Annotated in this window: 20 protein-coding genes and 9 pseudogenes; 18 read left to right on the forward strand and 11 right to left on the reverse strand. The window is 62.0% G+C overall.

The features are described 5' to 3' along the window. Positions 1–42: 42 nt before the first annotated feature. Positions 43–692 (reverse strand): annotated as a pseudogene (locus L0A91_RS20105) (ABC transporter transmembrane domain-containing protein); the annotation flags it as partial. Between the two features lie 79 nt (positions 693–771). On the opposite strand from L0A91_RS20105, the gene L0A91_RS14750 reads away from it, so the two are divergent. From L0A91_RS14750 to L0A91_RS14800, 11 genes and pseudogenes are all read left to right on the forward strand, one after another. Further along, positions 772–969 (forward strand): hypothetical protein, encoded by a 198-nt coding sequence (locus tag L0A91_RS14750; RefSeq protein ID WP_235245107.1) that lies wholly within the window; start codon positions 772–774, stop codon positions 967–969. Continuing rightward, a pseudogene (locus L0A91_RS20110) lies at positions 899–1,195 on the forward strand (serine hydrolase); the annotation flags it as partial. The gene L0A91_RS14750 and the pseudogene L0A91_RS20110, both read left to right, overlap by 71 nt. A 7-nt stretch (positions 1,196–1,202) precedes the next feature. Further along, on the forward strand, positions 1,203–1,460 hold the full coding sequence (locus tag L0A91_RS14760; protein WP_235245109.1) for a hypothetical protein: 258 nt from the start codon (positions 1,203–1,205) through the stop codon (positions 1,458–1,460). Positions 1,461–1,506: 46 nt separating this feature from the next. Beyond that, the gene (locus L0A91_RS14765; protein WP_235245110.1) at positions 1,507–1,779 is read left to right on the forward strand and encodes a M50 family metallopeptidase; all 273 of its coding nucleotides are present in this window, start codon (positions 1,507–1,509) and stop codon (positions 1,777–1,779) included. Beyond that, positions 1,776–2,015 (forward strand): hypothetical protein, encoded by a 240-nt coding sequence (locus L0A91_RS14770; RefSeq protein ID WP_235245111.1) that lies wholly within the window; start codon positions 1,776–1,778, stop codon positions 2,013–2,015. Before L0A91_RS14765 ends, L0A91_RS14770 begins: the two co-directional genes overlap by 4 nt. Before the next feature lie 184 nt (positions 2,016–2,199). Further along, entirely contained in the window at positions 2,200–2,412 is a 213-nt protein-coding gene (locus L0A91_RS14775) for a hypothetical protein (RefSeq protein ID WP_235245112.1), read from the forward strand. Positions 2,413–2,598: 186 nt separating this feature from the next. Next, positions 2,599–3,087: a hypothetical protein gene (locus L0A91_RS14780; RefSeq protein ID WP_235245113.1), complete on the forward strand. Its 489-nt coding sequence runs from the start codon at positions 2,599–2,601 to the stop codon at positions 3,085–3,087. A gap of 201 nt (positions 3,088–3,288) precedes the next feature. Then, positions 3,289–3,495, forward strand: a pseudogene (locus tag L0A91_RS14785) (helix-turn-helix domain-containing protein); the annotation flags it as partial. Between the two features lie 535 nt (positions 3,496–4,030). Continuing rightward, a pseudogene (locus tag L0A91_RS14790) lies at positions 4,031–4,731 on the forward strand (type II toxin-antitoxin system HipA family toxin). Positions 4,732–4,793: 62 nt separating this feature from the next. Beyond that, entirely contained in the window at positions 4,794–5,426 is a 633-nt protein-coding gene (locus tag L0A91_RS14795) for a hypothetical protein (protein WP_235245115.1), read from the forward strand. 131 nt (positions 5,427–5,557) lie between these two features. Further along, entirely contained in the window at positions 5,558–5,944 is a 387-nt protein-coding gene (locus L0A91_RS14800; protein ID WP_235245116.1) for a hypothetical protein, read from the forward strand. 72 nt (positions 5,945–6,016) lie between these two features. Here L0A91_RS14800 and L0A91_RS14805 read toward each other — a convergent pair whose 3' ends face one another. Next, positions 6,017–6,433, reverse strand: a complete 417-nt coding sequence (locus L0A91_RS14805; RefSeq protein ID WP_235245117.1) for a VOC family protein — start codon at positions 6,431–6,433, stop codon at positions 6,017–6,019. Positions 6,434–6,592: 159 nt separating this feature from the next. Between L0A91_RS14805 and L0A91_RS14810 the strand changes: the two genes are divergently transcribed. Together L0A91_RS14810 and L0A91_RS14815 are read left to right on the forward strand one after the other, a co-directional pair. Further along, positions 6,593–7,084 carry an alpha/beta fold hydrolase gene (locus L0A91_RS14810; protein ID WP_235245118.1) on the forward strand — a complete coding sequence of 164 codons (492 nt, stop codon included), beginning with the start codon at positions 6,593–6,595 and terminating at the stop codon, positions 7,082–7,084. After that, positions 7,081–7,362 (forward strand): hypothetical protein, encoded by a 282-nt coding sequence (locus L0A91_RS14815; RefSeq protein WP_235245120.1) that lies wholly within the window; start codon positions 7,081–7,083, stop codon positions 7,360–7,362. Before L0A91_RS14810 ends, L0A91_RS14815 begins: the two co-directional genes overlap by 4 nt. Before the next feature lie 205 nt (positions 7,363–7,567). On the opposite strand, the gene L0A91_RS14820 is transcribed toward L0A91_RS14815, so the two are convergent. The 3 genes and pseudogenes from L0A91_RS14820 to L0A91_RS14825 all read right to left on the reverse strand — a co-directional run bounded on the left by L0A91_RS14820 (position 7,568) and on the right by L0A91_RS14825 (position 9,272). After that, the gene (locus L0A91_RS14820) at positions 7,568–7,783 is read right to left on the reverse strand and encodes a hypothetical protein (protein ID WP_235245122.1); all 216 of its coding nucleotides are present in this window, start codon (positions 7,781–7,783) and stop codon (positions 7,568–7,570) included. Between the two features lie 21 nt (positions 7,784–7,804). Beyond that, positions 7,805–7,858 (reverse strand): annotated as a pseudogene (locus tag L0A91_RS20115) (hypothetical protein); the annotation flags it as partial. Positions 7,859–8,591: 733 nt separating this feature from the next. Next, a complete protein-coding gene (locus L0A91_RS14825; RefSeq protein ID WP_235245124.1) occupies positions 8,592–9,272 on the reverse strand; it encodes a hypothetical protein in 681 nt (226 codons plus the stop codon). Positions 9,273–10,041: 769 nt separating this feature from the next. Between L0A91_RS14825 and L0A91_RS14830 the strand changes: the two are divergent. From L0A91_RS14830 to L0A91_RS14850, 5 genes and pseudogenes are all read left to right on the forward strand, one after another. Further along, a pseudogene (locus L0A91_RS14830) lies at positions 10,042–10,428 on the forward strand (transposase); the annotation flags it as partial. 373 nt (positions 10,429–10,801) lie between these two features. Then, a pseudogene (dnaK, locus tag L0A91_RS14835) lies at positions 10,802–12,667 on the forward strand (molecular chaperone DnaK). Beyond that, positions 12,664–13,278, forward strand: a complete 615-nt coding sequence (gene grpE / locus L0A91_RS14840) for a nucleotide exchange factor GrpE (protein ID WP_235245125.1) — start codon at positions 12,664–12,666, stop codon at positions 13,276–13,278. The pseudogene dnaK and the gene grpE overlap by 4 nt, the downstream one beginning before the upstream one ends. 123 nt (positions 13,279–13,401) lie before the next feature. After that, positions 13,402–14,428, forward strand: a pseudogene (locus L0A91_RS14845) (DnaJ C-terminal domain-containing protein). Positions 14,429–14,518: 90 nt separating this feature from the next. Next, positions 14,519–14,959 carry a heat shock protein transcriptional repressor HspR gene (locus L0A91_RS14850; RefSeq protein WP_235245126.1) on the forward strand — a complete coding sequence of 147 codons (441 nt, stop codon included), beginning with the start codon at positions 14,519–14,521 and terminating at the stop codon, positions 14,957–14,959. A gap of 23 nt (positions 14,960–14,982) precedes the next feature. Here the strand turns inward: L0A91_RS14850 and L0A91_RS14855 are convergent, their stop codons facing one another. The 6 genes and pseudogenes from L0A91_RS14855 to L0A91_RS14885 all read right to left on the reverse strand — a co-directional run bounded on the left by L0A91_RS14855 (position 14,983) and on the right by L0A91_RS14885 (position 19,629). Then, positions 14,983–15,141 (reverse strand): hypothetical protein, encoded by a 159-nt coding sequence (locus tag L0A91_RS14855; RefSeq protein ID WP_235245127.1) that lies wholly within the window; start codon positions 15,139–15,141, stop codon positions 14,983–14,985. Then, positions 15,135–16,994 (reverse strand): cell wall-binding repeat-containing protein, encoded by a 1,860-nt coding sequence (locus L0A91_RS14860; protein ID WP_311197859.1) that lies wholly within the window; start codon positions 16,992–16,994, stop codon positions 15,135–15,137. Before L0A91_RS14860 ends, L0A91_RS14855 begins: the two co-directional genes overlap by 7 nt. A gap of 268 nt (positions 16,995–17,262) precedes the next feature. Next, complete coding sequence (locus L0A91_RS14870; protein WP_235245128.1) at positions 17,263–17,760, reverse strand: protease inhibitor I9 family protein; 498 nt, start codon at positions 17,758–17,760, stop codon at positions 17,263–17,265. A 259-nt stretch (positions 17,761–18,019) separates the two neighbouring features. After that, the gene (locus tag L0A91_RS14875) at positions 18,020–18,664 is read right to left on the reverse strand and encodes a DUF2332 domain-containing protein (RefSeq protein WP_235245129.1); all 645 of its coding nucleotides are present in this window, start codon (positions 18,662–18,664) and stop codon (positions 18,020–18,022) included. Then, the gene (locus L0A91_RS14880) at positions 18,622–18,828 is read right to left on the reverse strand and encodes a hypothetical protein (protein ID WP_235245130.1); all 207 of its coding nucleotides are present in this window, start codon (positions 18,826–18,828) and stop codon (positions 18,622–18,624) included. The genes L0A91_RS14875 and L0A91_RS14880 overlap by 43 nt, the downstream gene beginning before the upstream one ends. 28 nt (positions 18,829–18,856) lie before the next feature. Further along, a pseudogene (locus L0A91_RS14885) lies at positions 18,857–19,629 on the reverse strand (HAD-IIA family hydrolase). Between the last annotated feature and the right edge of the window lie 89 nt (positions 19,630–19,718).

Genomic DNA, 19,718 nt, shown 5'->3' on the forward strand with positions numbered 1-19,718 from the left:
TCGTGCTTGCTCCCGGCTGGTGGCACCCGCGGCGCGGATAGTGCGAATGCCCGACAGCGCGCGCTCCACACCAGCCGAAACCCGGCCAACGGCTTCTTGCGATTCCTTCGTCAAAGTCTGGATCCGCGAACTGGCGACCACGACCGCGACCACCGCAATCGCGATGACGGCCAGCGTGATGCCGAGAAGCAGGAGGTCAAGGATAGCCATCGCGATCAGTGCCCCGATAAAAACCAGACCACCACCCAACGCGTCGACTAAACCGCCAGTCAGCGCGGCGCGTACCAACGTGGTGTCGGAGCCCACGCGCGAAACCAGGTCACCGGTTCGCCGCTTGTCGTACTCAGCGATCGGCAACCTCAAAGACTGTGTAGCAATCGTCGGCGCGCATCGAGGACGACGCCCTCAGCGGTGCGTTCCAGCAGATATTGCTGCAATGCGCCCAGCAGGCCAGAGCCGATCACCAAGGCAACCAGCACGATGACTGATCCGGAGATTGCCTCACCGACCCCAACCGCTGTGATGACCCGATTGACCATCACCGGCTGAGCCAGGCTCAAGGCAGCCCCGAAGATCGAGATGACGACGACAATGATGAGCACCCGGCTATGCCCACGAAGATAGGAAAACAACTCTCGTAGGCCAGCCTTTGGCTCGGTGGCCTCGAGGTTGTCGGCTTCCTTGCTATCCATAGGTTCAATCTAGATCGAGAGATCGGCAGCGACTAGGCGTTGTGCCGCATGGCTAGGTCCGATAGACACAGAGAGCGGTATGCCAACCACGCCATCGGATGCTCAGCAACGACGAGTGAGCGCCTGGTTGGAGAAGGCTGCCCGGCGCCGAGACGGTATGCCGCAGCCGCAGGTTTTGGTGCGAGCGCCCGGACACCGGCTATATCTTGCTCGGCCGCATCATCGAGGAAGCCCGCGGCGAGAGCTTCGCTACCGCGCTGAGCAGCAGCATCTTTAGCCCGCTAGGGATGAGTCGCACGAGCACGCCATACGACGCCACCGTCATACCCGATGATTTGAGCACGCTCGATGTGTCTCCGCTCTGGCTCGGCAAACACGAACTCAGCCGGGCACACCGCGTCAGTGTTGACTGGGCAGGTGGCGGAATCGTGACGACCGCCCAAGACTTCGTGGCGTTTCAGGCAGCCCTGCACGATGGCCGTCTTGTCAGAGCTGAGAGCCTCGAGGAGGATGCTGCACGTGCGACACCGGATGCGTCGCGGCATTCACTATGGAGCGGGCAGCATGACCCTGAAGTTTGGCGAATTCTTCCCGCTGCTTCGTTGGCTGCCGCAGCCAGTTGGACACCTTGGCGTCATGGGAACCCACCTCTTCTTTTACCCCAATCAGCAGGCGCATGTCGTGCTGAACTTTCACTCCACTGAGGAGATGTCGCAGAGCTTTCAGGCGCAGATCCGGATCGCTCAACTGTTGGCTCGGCTGGGCTAGTCTGCTGGTCTCAGGGGTTCAGCGGAGGAACGGAATGGTGACGCAGGTGCTTGCCGTGATCGGGTATGCGGCCCTGGCGATCTGGGTCGCAGTGATCGTGCACGAGGTGGGCCACTACTTGGCGGGACTGGCCGCTGGGGTCCCGGCCCGGGCGATGCGGGTGCGGATGGAGGCGCCGCCACACGTGGATTTGGGCGACGGTGAAGTTTGGCTGAGCCCGGACGACGAGGAGTATGTGGAGGTTTTCCGACAGTATGCATCGTCGGCGGGGGCTGCTTGGCTGTTCGTCGCCGGGGATTTGTGTTGGAGACGACGGTGACCCTTGCCGCCGTGTGGCTCGTTGCGGGCGCTGCCGCTGGGGTTGCCATGGTCGTGCTGGTGGTGACCACGGGTTTGTTGGCGGTCTATCTAATCGGCGATTTTGTTGCGTCGCTGCGGGCGGGACGGCCCACAGGTGATCTCAGCGCGCTGTGGGGGATCAGTCGGTTGGCGACGTTGGTGTTGGTCGTGGCGGTGTCGGGATTGCGCGGCGGGGCTTTGCTGGTGCTGATCTGAACCGCATTCGGCTGATGTCTTCGCACAGTAATGCCTTGTATCTGCTGCATTAAGGCATGTCACGGAGGCATTCCACTCCATTGCCGGGGCGTTGGACTCAACTCACCAAGTCTGACGCGATGCGCTCGCAGTCGCACTGGCGACAACCGCCGCAGCGTTCATCAGCCGGTCGCTATTGGGCCCAATGTCGGCCGCTCTGCTGGCCGTCCATCCCCACGCACGGTGGGAACCCGTCGAGATCAAAGATTCCTTCCTCAGCGGTAACTCCTACAAGGGCGGGCACCTCATCGCCCGAACACCACAACAACGAGTAGTCGAAGTTCAGATCCACTCGACGCTGCCCATTAGCGTCAAAGAAGAAATCCACGGAGACTACGAAATCACCCGCGCCTCGTAACATTCGCGGCAAGCACGCCGCGAGGCAACCAAACGGTGCATTGCTGCTTCCGAACGTGTGCCAACCCCCTCAGGGCTGGCGCCATCTATCGCCCTGAGCAGTCAGACAGCACCAAGGCCAGCGGCCACTTCCACGGTGTCCCCATCAGGGAAAAGGCATAGAGTTGAGAGGGAAGAGAGGTACGCGATGACCACGTTCTATACGTTCACCAAGGACAGTGACCCAGCAGGTCCGCCGATCGTGGCCGTCGACCACGAAGACCGCGTCTACTTCTACCTCGGCAACACGAAGCTCTGGCACCACAGCGTGAACCTCGAGATTCAGCTGGATACCAACCATCGCGATTGGACAGCGACCAAAGTGTCCTCGTCGGAGGCGGCGACACTCATCGCCAAAGTTAAAGGGATGGACGGTCGTGGCTTTGGGGGCGACTTCTTACGCGAATACAAAGCGCAACCGCCCGAAGACAAGCGCACAAATGCTGAGGTAGGTCTCCACGCTGCCGCAAACGACCGCCCCTTCTCAGGCGGTGGCCTCCCAGACCTTCTGCGAACCCTTCAGCCAGGAGTAGTTCGCGACGTGGCTCGGTACCAAAGCGCCAGAAGAAACGTCGCCCACAACCTCGCTTACGAAATCAACGAAGGAACCAAGAAATCCCTTCAGGGAATCCCCTGAACGCCACGACAGAAGAATCCGACACCGACGTGGTCGTGAAGGTCCAACGCACGGACGACGCTACCCAGAGCCAAGAACTACAGCCACCGGCGGACACCAAAAACCCCAACCGATAAGCGGACGATCAGCTAACCCTTGAAAACCACGTACATCCGCAAGCTCAGGTCAGTTCGGTGGCGACGGATCTAAAACCTCACCGCAGTACAGGTTGCCGAGCGTGCGAATATCTCGCGGGACACGTTGCGTCGCCTCGAACGCGGTGACACGGGAGTGTCGCTCGAAACTGTGCTGGGGGTGGCGCGCGCGCTGGGCGCTCTTGACCGCGTGGTTGATGCTCTCGACCCCTATCAAACTGACCTCGGGCGAGCCCGAGCTGCGGCTGCCCTGCCGAGGCGAGTGCGGCATTGAAGCAGTTGGTCGTTCATGCTGAAGTCAGAGGTCGAGCGGTCCGTTCGGGAGTCGCATACTTCACCTCTGGCCGTGCTGGCGTGAGCACAACCTTCGTGTATGACTCATCTTTTCTCGTCGATCCTGATGGGTATGACCTGGACCCGGGGCTAGTACGTCAATCCGGGCAGCAATACGTCGAGGGGTTGCCTGGAGCGTTCTCCGACAGCGCACCCGACCGGTGGGGGCGTAATTTGATCGACAAGCGGCGTCGCAGTTTGCAACTTCAAAGCGATCGACGGTTGCCGACAATAACGGACGTCGACTACTTGACCGCGGTCAATGACGCGACTCGGCAAGGAAACCTGCGCTTTAGTGACGGCGAGGGCCTTTCCTCAGCCCCAGCGCAGAAGTTCCCAAGCTTGTGTCCCTCCCGCGACTGCTGGCATCAGCCGACACAGTCAGTCGCAGTGGCGCTATCACCGACTTTTCCGCCATCAAGGATCTACTCGATGCAGGATCGGGGTCGCTGGGTGGCGCGGGGCCAAAGGCGTCGGTGCGCGCAGACGATGGGGGCCTGCTGGTCGCGAAGTTCCCGCATGCCGATGACCAGTGGGACGCCATGGCGTGGGAGAAAACAATGCTCGACATGGCCCGTGCGTGCGGGCTGAGCGTGCCGAACAATCGCCTGGCCAGCGTTGGGGCCCGCAAAGTCTTGCTTCTTGAGCGCTTCGACCGTGCTGCTGGCGGCGCTCGCGTGGGCTATGTCAGCGCAATGACGCTACTGGAGCGCGTGATGGAGACGAGCGCGACTACGCGGACATCGCTGAGACGCTTCCTGAGACTGGTGCTGCGGTTAGGGAAGACCTAGCGGAGTTGTTCGCTCGGGTGGTTTTCAATGTGGCTGTTCACAACACTGATGACCATCTACGCAACCATGGCTTCATTCGCCAAAGCGGAGGGTGGAAGCTCAGTCCTATGTTTGATGTGAACCCCAACCCCGATCTGAGCAGGCAACGGGTGACCGGCATTCTTGGCATGGCCAGCGCAGAGGCGGAGGTCTCTGCCCTGCAGGACTTTGCTTCGATGTGTCGACTGTCTAAAGGTCAAGCGAACGAGATTATCTCCAGGGTTGTTTGCGCCGTCGGGGAGTGGCGGACTGCGGCGTCGTCAAACGGCATTCCGGCCAGTGAGCTTTCTCTTTTCGAATTTGTCATCGGCAGACAGTTAGCTGCCCTTGCGGCACTGACCAACTGACGAACTGCCCTGTGGTCGCGAAGAAGTGGCCTACCAGCGCATACCCCGGGCATGATGGGCGCATGCAATCTTCTCGCTGGCTTGCGCCTTCGCTTTGGCTGACGTGGCTGGTGGTCTCAGTGACTTTGTTCATGCGGGTTCGGCCAACGGAAGTCGGCTCGGACTTGTCCTACCAAGAGATTGAAGCGATCGGCGGGCGGCCTTGGTCCGAGATTCTGACCGCCATGGGTCTCTCGTTGGTCGCCGCCTGGGCCACGGTTCTGGTCATGTGGCTCTTGGCCAGGGGCGCCGGGCTGCCGTTGGGCAAGCCGTCCTCGTTGCCCAACGGCGCGACGCCGAGTCTGCCGGAAGGTCAGCCGTGGGAGTTCGTGGCTGCGCGCCAAGGGGCAGCCGACGTTCGCGTGCACTTGACCTATCTGGCGTCGCTGGCAGCAGATCACAAGATCCTGGTGGAGCCGAATGGTCAGGGCCACTTTTACGTCCGCAAGGGAGAGGCCTTCGACGCTTCAAGTGAAAAGGAGCGGGAGCAGATCGACGCGGCACTAGCGCAAACCGAGGTCTTGCTGACCGGGGGACTGGCACGAACTTTAGCGAGTTGGCTCACCAGCAGTTGCTCTGGCCGGTCTGGCGCGAGGATGCCAAGAAGCGGCTACTTAAACGTGGCATTGGCGTCCCCCGCGCTGACTTATTGCTGACATTTGAACCATCGCAAAACAAGGGATGGCGGGCAATGTGGCTGCTCCTTTGGGCCGTGATGGTTTCAAGCGTGGTAGGGATGATGACGGTTCCGCTATATGACGGCAGCACCGTCCTCTACCTGGTGGGGATGCCCGTGCTCTTCGCGTTGGTGGCCGTGTACAGCTTTAGGTGGCTGCTGATCCGGCCGACCGAATATGGCCGGCAGTTGCTGATCGATGGCGAAGAGATGCGCGGCTGGCTGCCGACCTATCAGGATGAAATTGAAGCCGAGTGGCGCGCGGGCCGAGTGCACCCGCTCACCGGATGGGCTTTTGCCCTTGGGGTTGGCGATCTCTGGCAAGCCGAACTCCACAAGGATCTGCAGTTCTCGGGCTATTTCGCCAAGCAGCAGAAGATCGCGAAGGAGAGGAACGCATCCCCTGAGATACAGGCACAGATCGAGGAGATGCGTCAGCGCTTCCCGGATGCTTCGCTGGGAGTGCCGTTGGGGACGGTCAAGCAGTTGCAGGACTGAACCTCTAGGTCGGAGCAACCGGTCGATCGACGCGATGACGGCGGTACGGCGCACAAGCCGTGGGCCACACCCTCAAGTCGGTGCCGGGTGGTGTGGAATCGGCTGACTCAGCGCCTCACAATTCGGAGAGTGTGTAAATGCCCAGGATGTTGCCGCTCGGGTCGCGGAAGTGAAACCTACTCCCGCCCGGAAACTCGAATGGCTCGGTGACGATGGTTGCTTCTTTTCTGTCAAAGTCCTGTAGGCGGCGCCGAGATCTGCGGTTTGTAGGAGCAGCAGTGGGCCTGTTGAGCTTTCTGCTCCATATGGCGGAGCAGCGGCAACGGACGCGTCGGTGCTAAACCCAATCTCCATTCCCGGCAACTGGGCGGCGGCATACGTGGGTCCGTAGTCAATGAAGGACCAGCCGAACGCGTCCTCATAAAACTGCTTGGCGACGTCCAAGTCTGTGGCCGGCAACTCGATGTTGTTCAGGGTGATCTTTGGCATGCCTAGCTCCTCGTCTCGTTGTTGCCGACCGTATCGCTGAGCACTGACAGTGGGGCACTCGGCGCAGCCGATCGTTGACTGCGGTATCGGTGAGGCGCACGATGTTGGAGCGAGGTGCCGGGGTAATTGGACACTTGTGCCACTTCTTAAGGAGAGCGAATGTCCACTGGGTTTGTCACCTCGGACGATGGCACTGAGATTGCCTGGAGTAGGCAGGGCGACGGCCCGGCGCTGGTCATGATCGAGTGCGTCGGGGCGTCCCGGGCGACATCGCCGCAGCCGACTTTGCCAGCGGCTTTGGCCGCGCGGTTCAGCGTGTGGAGATATGACCGGCGGGGCAAAGGTGACAGCGGAAACAATCAGCCGTATGCGGTGGAGCGGGAGTTTGAAGACCTTGCCGCCGTCATCGGCTTGGTTGGCGGTGGCCCCGTGGATATCTATGGCTTCTCTTCGGGAGCGACCCTTGCGCTGTTAGCGGCCGAGGCCGGGCTGCCGATCCGGCGGCTCGCGTTGCTTGAGCCGCCGCTGAATCTTGAGTCTGACCACGAGCATGCGCTGGCCAGAGAGGCGCAGCGTCGGGTCGATGCTGATGTTGAAGCCGCCACCGGTGGTTCAACGTCGAGATCGTCGGCATACCGGAGGAGGTTTTGAGCCAAATGGGGCCGCTCACCGGTGAGAGTTTGAGGAATGCTCGCACGATCGTTCATGAGTTGACGTTCCTCGCGGGAACCCCTGCCTCGCGCTTCGAGGTGGTTGAGGCCCCCGCCTTGGTGATGGCCAGTGATCACACGGCCCCACCGCTTTTGGATTGGGCGGCTCAACTGGCCGACTCCATGCCCCAAGGCGTCAGCCAGACGCTCCCTGGCGAATGGCATGGGGTGGATGATGCCACGCTCACAGCAGCGATGAGTGATTTCCTGCTGGACTAATGCAACTCAGTCGTTGGTGGGCTCAGCCACCCGTGCGTCAAGCATTCCGTCGCAAGTCGGCCACCAAGGGGACACCGGCGGGTGTGTTTGGAGTCCAACCGGATCCCGTGCCGGATCAGCTCGGACCGGGCATCGCATAACGCGTAGGCATAACAGCTTCGTGACTCACCCGCAAGCATGCCCCTGTGGGGGCCTAAGCGTGGTTTCAACCCTCCTTCGCTTCAGCACCCAACCGGCCAGCGATAGCACGAGGGGACCGGCCAAACTTCAGATCGGGCAGCAGACGAGCCTGCAGGACCGGGTCTGCAGAAATTTTGCCTACCTGAGGACGTGCCCGCCGCCGCTCAGCCTCACAATCGGCGCGCATGGACTGATACCCCGCATGCTTATAGCTATTCCGGCGAATCTCACGACTGATCACCGAGGGGCACCTAACCAGATTCATCGCGATCGCCCTGACCTTCCACCCAGCCTTGCACCCCGTCGATATTTCCATCCGCAAACGTCAACGCCCGCCGCGCACCCATCCAGACCCTCCACGCCAGACCCCCACCGACCAGGAGTGTTGCTACAAGGGTATGACGCTGCCGGTACAGTTCTGAGGAAACGATCGCGACATCAAGATCGCTCCTTCAGGGAACATAGTCCAACGCTTACCAGGGGCAGTAGAGAATCCTGGCTGGCAGAGCCAACGACGAAGATTTGGCTTGGATATATCTGGAAATTCGTCGCGACGCGCATTCTTAGCGCTTCGAAAGATTCTTCACTCAGATGCGCACAACTGCCGCCTGTGATGAACCGTTCAACGATATCGCGCGGAGTCTGCTATCAAGGCGTGCTCTGAAGTCGACCATGCAGTCGCTAGCGTGCACCGACATCACGTCGCTGCTCCTGAGCTTGACGTGTGCTATCCGGCCAAAAAGCGCGTGTCCACCTCAAGATGCTAAAACGACACGAAGTTCCAGAATGCCAAGCAGTTCACTTACGCCTCAGACTACCGATGATCACCCCTGATGCGAGCGTCGAGCCGTGCCCACGGCTAGATATAGAGTCGCCGAAACGCCGCTCTCGTACGACTACTAACTCCGCTCTTCGCTGCGATGGTGCCATTCAGCCGCCTCTATCCGCCATTTTGAGCGACCCTGCCCGCAGCCAGTCCAACAAACGGCGGCATTTGCGCCCCTGCGACGTTTAGGAGTAGCTGCAACACGTTCTGTCCTTCGCGTATCTCAGAACTCCCATTCCCAGCCGGCGGCGTTGCCGAACGATGTCGGCGTGTAGACCAGGACACCCGATTGCAGCGACGTGTCGATCACGACCTTGCCGGTGGCTTTCTGGCCCGGGCCGATTTCGGAAGGAAGCTCGTCAGCGGGGTCCAGGCAGGTCCAGGAGTTTCCGTCGATGTCGTTCTGGAGAACCCCGTCGTCAGAAAAAGCCGTCAGGTAGAACGAGTTCATCGCGAAGGAGCCGTAGAACGGTTCTATGTCCTCGGCCAGGGCTGGGAACGTCTCAACCTCGAAAGTGAACGCCACGAACTGGCCGTTGGCGGGAGCATCAGAGAAGCCGGACGTGCAGTCGACGCCTTTCTCCACCTCCAGCAGCTTGAAGTTCACGATGGACTCGTCGGTGTCAACGTCGTAAATGCCTGCTACCTGGCCGACCTCCTTGATCAGGTTGCCGCGGGCGGAAGTCTCTGAGTCGCCGAAATCATCTTCAGACTCCGCGGCTTCCTCGGTGGTCGGCTCGGGCTCCTCGGTACTTTCTGCTGCCGGCTCGGGAGCCACGGTTGTCGAAGCGGCTTCCTCTGGGGCTGGTGCCTCGATTGTCACCGTCTCCGTAGCGGCGGTCACTTCAGGGGCATCTTCGCTGCAGGCCGACAACACCAAGGCTGTCGCTGCGAGCGCAGTCATCGATTTCTTCAAGGTGGTTCCCCTGTTGGTGGAGTGGGTAATGCCTGTGGAGTAACGATATCCTGAAGCAGTTGGCAATCCGAGATGAACTCATAGAAACCTCGTCGGATGTCCGCTCAGGCCACAAGGCCTTGACCATAAATAAGGTCGAAGTGTGGGAGGACGATGCAACTCGGCCACATGGATGTACAAAGCTGGTCTCCCCTTGCACTAAAACGAGCGCATCGGCATGGGGGGTCCTCGCGCTACGGGGGCGCAAAGTAGTTGGCGCAAAGTCGTGTGGATTAAGGACCTCTCGCCGCGGGTTGTGATCGCGCCCTAGGTGAATTCGCGGACCAAGCGATTCTCCAGCCAGCACGCGGTTGCTGAGGTCGAAGGCCGCAGGTCCTTCCACAGGGTGGATGCTGTTGTAGTCTCTTCGTCTTTGAGGGTTGGGTGAGGGGCCGCGCTGATGCGTTGGCGGGTCGAGGTCGAGGTCGAGGGTCAGAGACTCGTATCTCTCCTGATCGCCAAGGGCCTCGATGTGTCTGAGCCTACTTCTCGTTGTCGTGCCCGGAGCATCGGAGGCACGTACTGCAGCTACTGCGACCTTTTCGTCGGCCTAGACGGTTTACCCGTGACTGCGGTTCGACGTGAGCCGGAGTTGCTCACCGTGACCATCGAGTCCGCGCCGGTCCCGGCCGGTTGCCCGGCCTGCGGGGTAGCGGCGCAGGTACACAGCAGGCGGGTGGTCAGGTTGGTCGATGCCCCGTGCTTCGACACCCCACAAGAGAACCTGACCGACAAGCAGCGCGCCCGCATCGCCCCGGCGTTCGCCGCCGGCGAAGCCCACGGCGAGGTCGATTTGGCCTGGCAAGGCGCCCAAGAACTGCGCTCGGCCTACAGACACCCCGACAAGGAAACCGGCCGCACCATCGCCGAGCGGATCATCAACTCGTTTCCCACCTGCCCGGTCCCCGAAATTGCACGTCTGGGCCGGACCCTGCGTGCCTGGAAAGAAGCGTTCCTGGCCTACTTCGACACCACCGCGACCAACGGCGGCACTGAGGCCATCAACGTCCTCATCGAGCTCCACCGCCGCATCGACAGAGGCCTCACCAACTTCGAGAACTACCGCCTACGCATGCTTCTCATCGGCGGAGGACTCAACCTATGACCCACCCTCAAAGACTAAAAGCCGGCAATGGCTGCCATGCAGTTGGGGCCGCAGCTAGGAGGTCGGCAAGAGGCTCAGCTCGATGCCCCGGCAAGGCGGTGTCGACGTCAGGTTGCGTGGCGCAGGGCCAGCTGAACCGCCATCGTGTCATCTTGGCGACCCGGAGTTCTCAATAGCTCCGAAATTCGGCAAATACCCCGGGAACAAACCCACCCAGCCAAGAGTTGAGCATAGTGAACTCAACTTACGTGACTGCGGGTTTGACAAACTTCAGCCGCATGAGCAAAGTTGAGTGCAGTTACATCAACCCGCACCAGCGGCTAGGGCAACCGGCGACGGACCCGGCCACATGACATACAGGAGTGATTGATTCATGGGACGTGCAGTAGGTATCGACCTCGGCACCACCAACTCCGCTGTCGCCGTTCTCGACGGTGGCGAGCCGGAGATCATTGCCAACGCTGAGGGTGGCCGCACGACCCCTCCGTTGTCTCTTTCGCAAAGAACGGTGAGGTTCTGGTTGGCGAGATCGCCAAGCGCCAGGCCGTCACCAACGTTGACCGCACCATCCGCTCGGTCAAGCGCCACATGGGCACCGACTGGTCCACTGAGATCGACGGCAAGCCCTACACCGCACAGGAGATCAGCGCTCGCACGCTGATGAAGCTGAAGCGCGACGCCGAGGCATACCTGGGCGAAGACGTGACTGACGCAGTCATCACGGTCCCCGCATACTTCGACGACGCCGAGCGTCAGGCCACCAAGGACGCCGGCGAGATCGCTGGCCTCAAGGTCCTGCGTATCGTCAACGAGCCGACCGCCGCTGCACTGGCCTACGGCTTGGACAAGGGCAAGGAAGACGAGCAGATTTTGGTCTTCGACCTCGGTGGCGGAACGTTCGACGTTTCCCTCCTCGAGGTTGGTAAGGACGCCGATGACGGCTTCGCCACCATCCAGGTCCGCGCCACCCACGGTGACAACAAGCTCGGTGGTGACGACTGGGACGAGCGCATCATGAAGCACCTGCTCACCACGGTCAAGAACTCCACTGGCACCGACTTGTCGAATGACAAGATCGCGATGCAGCGTCTGCGTGACGCCGCAGAGCAGGCCAAGAAGGAGCTGTCGTCCTCGACCAGCACCAACATCTCCATGCAGTACCTCTCGATGAGCGACAACGGCCCGATCCACTTGGACGAGACGCTGACCCGCGCACAGTTCGAGAAGATGACCTCCGACTTGCTGGAGCGCACCAAGGCTCCCTTGACCAGGTCATTAAGGACGCCGGCATCAAGGTTGGCGAGATCGACCACATCGTGTTGGTCGGTGGCTCCACCCGTATGCCCGCCGTCGCGGAGATCGTCAAGAAGATGACCGGCAAGGACGCCAACAAGGGCGTTAACCCTGACGAGGTTGTCGCCGTTGGCGCAGCCCTGCAGGCCGGTGTCCTCAAGGGCGACCGCAAGGACGTGCTGCTGATCGACGTGACCCCCTCGGTCTCGGTATCGAGACCCAGGGCGGCATCATGACCAAGCTGATCGAGCGCAACACCGCCATCCCGACCAAGCGCTCTGAGGTCTTCACGACTGCTGCTGACAACCAGCCCAGTGTGAGCATCCAGGTCTTCCAGGGTGAGCGCGAGATTGCCACGGCCAACAAGCCGCTCGGCAACTTCGAGCTGACCGGCATCAGCCCGGCCCCGCGTGGCGGCCCCCAGATCGAGGTCACCTTCGACATCGACGCCAACGGCATCGTGCACGTATCCGCCAAGGACCGTGGCACCGGCAAGGAGCAGTCCATGACGATCTCCGGTGGCTCCGCGCTGCCGAAGGACGAGATCGAGCGCATGGTTGCCGACGCCGAGGCACACGCCGAAGAGGACAAGAAGCGTCGCGAAGAGACCGAGGCACGCAACACCGCCGAGCAGTTGGTCTACTCGACCGAGAAGTTCCTCGAGGAGAACGGCGAGCAGTTGCCCGCCGAGGCCAAGGACCCGGTCGAGACCGCGCTGAACGACCTCAAGGACGCACTCAAGCCCGAGTCCGAGGCTTCGGTTGAGGACATCAACGCCAAGGTTGAGACCCTCAACAACGAGAGCATGAAGATGGGCGCCGCGATGACCGAGGCCGCTCAGGCTCAGGCTGGCGACGCACAGGCTGAGGCAGGCACCGAAGACACGTCCGCCACTGACGAGAACGTTGTTGACGCTGAGGTTGTCGACGACGAAGACACCAAGTGAGCGACGTGAGCCAGGGCAACGGTGGGGCCGACGACCTCGACCCCACCGCGCCCGACGCGCAGTCCGCTGAAGAGCAGGAAGTTGTCGACGCTGAAGTAGTCGACAACGAGGTTGACCCCGACGGGCCGCCCGCAGATGGCAACGACACCTCATACGAGGACGAGTTGTTGGGCGACACCGACGCGGCGTTGGCTGCCTCCCGGCTCGAAGACCTGCGTGGGCTCCAAGCCGAGTACATGAACTACAAGCGGCGCGTTGACCGCGACCGTGCCCGTGACCGCCAGTTGGCCACGAGCGCAGTCGTTGAGTCGATGATCCCCGTGCTGGATGACATCTATTCAGCACGTCAGCACGGCGATCTGACTGAGGGTCCGTTTGCGGCCATCGCAGACAAGCTCGAGGCAACGTTGGGCAAGTTTGGTGTTGAGCGCTTCGGCGAGCAGGGCGAGACTTTCGACCCGGCACTGCACGAAGCTTTGATGCACCTCCCCGAGGCCGACCTGCCTGAAGGCACGACCGAGACGACCATCGTCCAGGTCATGCAGCCAGGCTTCAAGGTTGGTGAGCGGATCGTCCGCGCGGCACGCGTGGCGGTTGCTGACCCATCCTGATCAACCGCAGCAGTATGCGACGCGAGGGGTTCCACACGCTGGGACCCCTCGTGTCGTCACACCAGGGCAGGCGCGCAAGCCAGCCCACCGACATACTTCAGGCAAAGGAGGTGACCCGCACAGATGGCGAGTCAAGACTGGTTCGATAAAGACTTCTACGCGATCCTCGGGGTCGCCCAGGACGCCGATCAGGCGACCATCAAAAGACCTATCGCAAGCTAGCGCGTGAGTTCCACCCGGATAATCACCCTGGCGATGCGGCCGCTGAAGACCGCTTCAAAGAGATCGGCGAGGCGTATGCGGTGCTCTCCGATCCCGAAGAGCGTCAGCAATACGACGGCATCCGATCCATGTCGCGCGGTGGCGCTCGTTTCACCTCTGGTGGCGGCGGGGCTGCCGGTGGCGGCTTCGATGACGTCTTCTCGCAGATGTTTGGCAACGCTGGCGGCGGACAGGCCCGTGGTGGCGGCCAGCAGTTCAGTGGCGCCGAGGGCATCAACCTCGAAGACCTGCTCGGCGGATTCGCCGGAGGCGGCGGACGAGGCCAGGCCGGTTTTGGCGGGCCAGGCTTTGGTGGCGGGGCAGGATTCCGCGGACCGCAGCCAGGTCGCGACGTTGAAGCGCGCGCCAGCCTGTCGTTCCGCTCGGCCGTTTTGGGCGACACCGTCACGGTGACTGGCCCCAACTCCGAGCGCATCACCGCCAAGATCCCAGCCGGGGTCAAAGACGGACAGAAAATTCGACTGCGCGGCAAAGGCTCACCTGGCGAAGGTGGCGGCCCGCGTGGCGACATGCTGCTCGCGATCAAGGTGACGTCGCACCCGGTGTTTAGCCGCGACGGCAACAACCTGCTGGTTGACCTGCCGGTCACGTTTGCCGAGGCCGCGCTGGGCGCAACCGTCAGCGTGCCAACGTTGGATGGTGCCAAGGTGAAGGTCAAGGTCGCGCCGGGCACGCCCTCGGGGCGCTCGCTTCGGCTAAGGGCCGAGGGGTAGCCACGTCGAAGGGCACGGGCGACCTGCTGGCCAAGGTCTCGGTGGTGGTGCCACAACGGCTCACCGATGAGACCCAGGCGGCAGTCGAAGTCCTGCAGGCTGCGGACGAGGGTTTTGACCCGCGGGCCGAGGTTTTCAGCCGCGCGAGCGAATAGCTTGATTCGGGCCGGTTAGCGCAGAAGGTTGCGCTGACCGGCCCGTTCCCGATGAGATAGACCACCGAGCGACACCAAGGAGGTGACGGCATGCGCAACCACGGCGAAATCGACGAAGACGCGCCCGTCTATGTCATCTCCATCGCTGCAGACCTCGCCGGTATGCATGCGCAAACGTTGCGTCAGTACGACAAGTTGGGCCTGGTCACGCCAAAGCGGACCCGGGGCGGGGGTCGGCGGTATTCGTTCCAGGACGTGAACCGACTGCGCGAAGTTCAGCGACTCTCGCAAGAAGGCGTCAGCCTGGCGGGGATCCAGCGGATTCTTGAATTGGAAAATCAGGTGGCAGCGCTGCAGGCGCGGGTGTCTGAGTTGAGCCTGGCGAACGAGACCATGAGTCACGCGCTGGGCTTGGGGGAGCGGGTCTTCGCTGCTGGGATTAGCGGCGAGATTGAGGCGATGCGGCAGGGCAAGCGGCCCACGCGCCGGTCGACCTCGACCGCGTTAACGCTCTGGCGGCCCCACCGCTAACTGACGCACATGTATGAGTGGGGCTATTCAGCGCGCCAGCGGGGGTAGTTGGCATTCAGCTTGTCCTCAACGGCCTGAGACACTGACGTTGTGCCGCCGAGCACCGTGACGTTCTGTGGAGATAGCGTGTCCAACTCCGTCTCAATCACACCGGACAACTCGGGTTGTGGGGTGATCAGCATTGAGCGCCCTGCGATCCAGCCTTCACCGAGCCCGCCAGCGCATCGGGCCAACGTGAACCAGACGACACATAGGCGTGCGAAACCTGTGGATCAAAGCTGCGGGCCACCAGCGCCGCCGTGCCATAGCGGTTTGAGCCAGCGAAGCGATCGTCGGCTCCTACCGTGGTTTCGACCGTCGAGGAAACGCTGTTTGGCCCACCTAAAACAACGATGCGCTCAGGCTGCAGAGCGGCCAACGCATCAAGTGTTGCCTGCGGGACGCTGTCCTTCTCGGTGAGCAGCACCACTCCGTCATCGCGCGCGGCTGCGGCAGAGCCAGTGAGCGCGTCGGCAAAGGCGGCATCCCCACCATTTGCGATGTAGGCAACCGGTATGCCCGGGTCGCTCAGCAGCGCAATCTCGGCAGCGGTGTCGTAACGGTCGTTTCCAGCAACCCGCTCCACCGCATACCCCTGAGCGGTCAATTGGTTGAGGACTGTGTTTGAGACCGATGCCTGACCGCCCAAGACAACGACGTTGGACGGGTTGAGGGAGGTTAGTGCGGCGGCCGTTGCGCTGGGGATTTCACCAGGTTTTGTGAGCAAGATCGGTGCTGGCTCGCCATTGCTGGTGATGGTGGCCGGAACCAGGCCATTTGCGGCTTGGGCGCTGCCAGCCAAGGCGTCGGCGTAGGTCAGCCCCGATGCCAGGTAGACCGTCTCGACAGGCCCCGGGAACTCATCGGCAACCAGAGCAGCGGTCTCGAATCGGTTGTTTCCACCCCAACGTTCTACCTCCGGCTTAGCCTGCATGCCTCGAGCCACCACAGGTATGCGCACGTCGGCTGCGCTTGGGCTGGTCCAGGTGATAAAACCCGACTGCCATGCTGTGGGTGAGGCCGACATGTTAGCCAACCGAATTTCTATTTGCTGGGTTGCCCCTGGCGCGATCTCAAATGACTGCGGCGAGAAGCCAACGGCCAACGACGAGGGCCCAGAGTATGCAGCGGTGTAGGTCTGCGTGGTCGACCCGACGTTCGTCACCGTGCGAGTCACAGTGCGGATATCCGAGGAGGGCAACTTGCCGACCTGGATAGAAGCGGTATTGAGTTGGTACCCAGTCGTCAGCGATGACTCAAAGTCATCCCAGTCAGCGGGGCCAGCGTCGAAGATCAGTCCAGGCTCAAGGAAAGAGCGCGGTTGCACGTAGCCACTGCCGCCAGCAAACGGCGCGTTCGTGCTCTGGTAGGACCTGGCCGTCGTTTGCATCGCCGACCGGACAGCCATCGGTGACCAGGTGGGGTGGAACTGCATGATCAAGGCGCCTAGCCCGGCCACGTGCGGTGAAGCCATCGAGGTGCCTGATTTTTCATCATCTCCGCCGGGGACCGCAGCCCGCACGAAGGCCCCTGGCGCGCCCAGGTCTGGTTTCAACAGGTTCTGCCTTTCCGCCAATTCGTCGACGGGGCCACGCGATGAGGTGTTCGTGATGTTGCCGAGAGCGCCAGAAGGGCGGTGAGTGGCTGAAGCGACCGTCGCCACCCATGGCATCCCATTGCTGACAGACCGATTGCGCGGATTGCCAGCGGGGCCGTAGTTGCCGCCAGCCGTGGCAATAAAGATGCCTTGGGCCGCGGCGACCTTCATCGCCTCGTCATAAGGGGTGTTGTTGTAGCCGTCATCGCCAGGCACACCGAGGGACATGTTGATGACGTCGACGCCATCGGCAACCGCAGCATCTACAGCAGCCAGGATGTCGTCTTCGGCGCACGCTTCGTATTGTCCGAGGGTGCCGACGACCTGCCAACACACCTTGTAGGGCACGACCGAGGACGCGGGTGCCATGCCGCTGATCGTTTCGTTGGTGCTGGCCAAGCGCGAGCGACCCGCGGCGATGCTGGCGACGTGCGTGCCGTGGCTCCCGGTGTCCAGGGGCTGAGTGATTCGCCAGCGGCCAGTGGCCCCTCAGAGAGGGCGCCTGCCGCGAAATAACCGGCCCCGGGGATCTTGTTAGTGCAGGCGCTGGCTGGCCATCCGGTGGGGTCGGCCGAGTCGCAAATGCCGCTAAAGCCCGTAGGTGCCGAGATGCCGGTGGCGTCAAAGGAGGCGTTGTCCCAGGCCAGGCCGGTGTCGATCACGCCGATCACCTGGTCAGCGCCGGCTGCGTTGATGCCCCGAGTTGGTCCCACACTCCGCCGGGCTCGTCAAGCCCGAGGAAGCTCGGGGAGTCGTTGGTGTCGGTGCCCGGGTCTGCGTCGACGTCCTGTTGCGGGACGAACGTGCGAACTGGTGTCACGGAGACAACTCTCGGATCGGTGCCTAGCTCCAGCACGTCGGCCGTCGACAACTCCGCCGAAAAGCCGTTGAGGGCCGTGTCATAGCGGTGCACCGGCTCCGCGTCGACGGTGTTGAGCACGGCATCTTGCTGCTGCGTGATGGCATCGCTCGTGACCGGCGCTTGTGCGGCTGGGGCTAATCCCGCTTCGGCCGCGCCGAGCGACGGCTGAGCCAACGTCACGACATACCGGTCCGAAGTGGGTGCTTCCTGGGCCACTGATGCGCCACCGCTGACGCTGGCCGCGACGAGTGCGCCGCTGAGCGCGGCGATCATGGGCCACCGTGGCCAAATGCGTGAATTCACTCTTTCAGTTCTACCTCAGACCGGTGACACAAGCGAGAGCGTGACAAGCGGGCGGGTAGGCGAATCAGCGGCGCACACCGCCAGTGCGATTCGCACTTGTGCGCTCGATTCGCACGTCCAAACATGCGAATCGAGCGAATTTATGCGATCGGCGACTCGGCAAAGGCCCAGGTCAGGTCCATCTGGGTGCCCAACAGATCCAACTGCTGGAGGTATGCGTTGCGTTGCGTCCCGCTAAGATAATTGAGCACCCAGGAGTTCAGGACGACTGGATGCCCTCGCGCGCTGCCTCCCGAGCGTGCGCAGCAACATCGTCAATGGCATCTCCGGCAAACACCGGAGGTGGGTGCTCACGGGAAATCTCCAACGCCGCCGCCAAGCGGGTGAAGCGCTCGGGCTTTTCTGGCCATACGCACGCCTGCAGCCACCTCGCCTGAGCCGGATCGCGGACATTAACAGGAGACTGATCAAGACCGCGTCGACCGCTGATGATCGGAATCGCCGCAGGCACTGGTGTCTCAGCGTTGGTCTTGCACGGCAAAATTGCGCTGGAAATGCCATCGGCCGGATCGAGTCCGCCGCCTGGTTGGTAGCGATACGAATAGCGGTCCAGATTGAGGTTCAGCCCGGCGCTGGTGCCGACATCAAGCAGGCTAAGCGGCCCAACTTCGTCAGCGACGATCTTGAGCACCGGCAAAAGCACGGCGCAGCGGCCGATTTCGTTTGTTTGTGTGGTCTGCGTGGCAATCGTGTGGCGGATGCTCGTTGATCGCTCCAGGCAAAACTCACGAAACGTCGGCCACGGGTCATCATCGCGAGGCTCGGCGGTCACCGATCGATACCAGGCGGCAATCGGGACCGTCAGGTCGAGCAGGATCTCGTGGTGCACAGCCGCGAACAGCAAGGCACAGACCCGCAGATCGGGGTGTCGTTGGCCAGCAACAAGCCAGCGATCTCGCGGTCTTGCGCTGCAGATCGGGCCAGCCGCGCATACAAAGGTGCTGTTCTGACCATGTCTTCGCCAAAGTTAGCGAACATTTGCTGCAAGCCGTGCAGGTCGCTGGTCATACTGCAGCCTGACAGATACCAGTGGGCCTCAGGGCAGCAGGTGCGACTGACCAGCCAACTCGCGAACCAGTGGCACAACCTCGGCAATCGAGGGCTTGATCCAGGTCGAGCGATAGGGGAAGCGGTCGACCTCGCTCTCTTTGGTGGAGCCAGACAACACCAGCACGGTGCGCAGGCCAGCCTCCATGCCCGAGCGAATGTCGGTGTCCATCCGGTCGCCGATCATGATTGTGCTCTCGGAATGAGCGTCGATCCGGTTGAGCGCACTGCGCATCATCAACGCGTTGGGCTTGCCCACGAAATATGGCTCAACCCCAGAGGCACGAGTGATGAGTGCCGCCACCGCACCAGTCGCCGGCAGTGAGCCTTCGCTGGAGGGGCCGGTCGGGTCAGGGTTGGTCGCGATCAGTCGCGCGCCAGCCTCAACGAGGCGAATAGCGCGGGTGATGGCTTCAAACGAATAGGTCCGTGTCTCGCCGAGCACGACATAGTCGGGGTTGCGATCGGTGAGCACATAGCCGACATCGTGCAGAGCCGTCGTCAGTCCGGCCTCGCCGATGACATAGGCGGAGCCGTTCGGCTTTGCGTCGACAGGAAATCCGCGGTCGCCAGCGCCGAGGTCCAGATGGACTCTTCGGGCAACTCGATCCCGCTGGCTGACAGGCGGGCCTGCAGGTCACGCGGGGTGTAGATCGAGTTGTTGGTCAGCACCTGGAACCGCGCCCCAGTCGCGGTCAACTCAGCGATGAAGTCGGCAGCGCCGGGCAGTGCGTGCTCTTCGTGGACGAGCACGCCATCCATGTCGGTGAGCCAGCAGTGCGCAGGGTGCGTTTCAGTCATGCCTCTATCGTGCCGCATGGAGATGAGAGTTCCCCACCGTCGTGAGACCG

Origin of the sequence: Ornithinimicrobium sp. INDO-MA30-4 (assembly GCF_021535045.1) — a bacterium.
Taxonomy (GTDB): Bacteria; Actinomycetota; Actinomycetes; order Actinomycetales; family Dermatophilaceae; genus Ornithinicoccus.

What these genes read in the sequence shown, in the direction of transcription:
- L0A91_RS14855 (WP_235245127.1), bottom strand. Translation starts at nt 15,141, where the DNA reads ATGCTGATCACCCCACAACCCGAGTTGTCCGGTGTGATTGAGACGGAG.
- L0A91_RS14795 (WP_235245115.1), top strand. Translation starts at nt 4,794, where the DNA reads ATGCAATCTTCTCGCTGGCTTGCGCCTTCGCTTTGGCTGACGTGGCTG.
- L0A91_RS14780 (WP_235245113.1), top strand. Translation starts at nt 2,599, where the DNA reads ATGACCACGTTCTATACGTTCACCAAGGACAGTGACCCAGCAGGTCCG.
- L0A91_RS14800 (WP_235245116.1), top strand. Translation starts at nt 5,558, where the DNA reads ATGCCCGTGCTCTTCGCGTTGGTGGCCGTGTACAGCTTTAGGTGGCTG.
- L0A91_RS14825 (WP_235245124.1), bottom strand. Translation starts at nt 9,272, where the DNA reads ATGACTGCGCTCGCAGCGACAGCCTTGGTGTTGTCGGCCTGCAGCGAA.
- L0A91_RS14775 (WP_235245112.1), top strand. Translation starts at nt 2,200, where the DNA reads ATGTCGGCCGCTCTGCTGGCCGTCCATCCCCACGCACGGTGGGAACCC.
- L0A91_RS14810 (WP_235245118.1), top strand. Translation starts at nt 6,593, where the DNA reads ATGTCCACTGGGTTTGTCACCTCGGACGATGGCACTGAGATTGCCTGG.
- L0A91_RS14880 (WP_235245130.1), bottom strand. Translation starts at nt 18,828, where the DNA reads ATGACCAGCGACCTGCACGGCTTGCAGCAAATGTTCGCTAACTTTGGC.
- L0A91_RS14760 (WP_235245109.1), top strand. Translation starts at nt 1,203, where the DNA reads ATGCTGCACGTGCGACACCGGATGCGTCGCGGCATTCACTATGGAGCG.
- L0A91_RS14850 (WP_235245126.1), top strand. Translation starts at nt 14,519, where the DNA reads ATGCGCAACCACGGCGAAATCGACGAAGACGCGCCCGTCTATGTCATC.
- L0A91_RS14750 (WP_235245107.1), top strand. Translation starts at nt 772, where the DNA reads ATGCCAACCACGCCATCGGATGCTCAGCAACGACGAGTGAGCGCCTGG.
- L0A91_RS14805 (WP_235245117.1), bottom strand. Translation starts at nt 6,433, where the DNA reads ATGCCAAAGATCACCCTGAACAACATCGAGTTGCCGGCCACAGACTTG.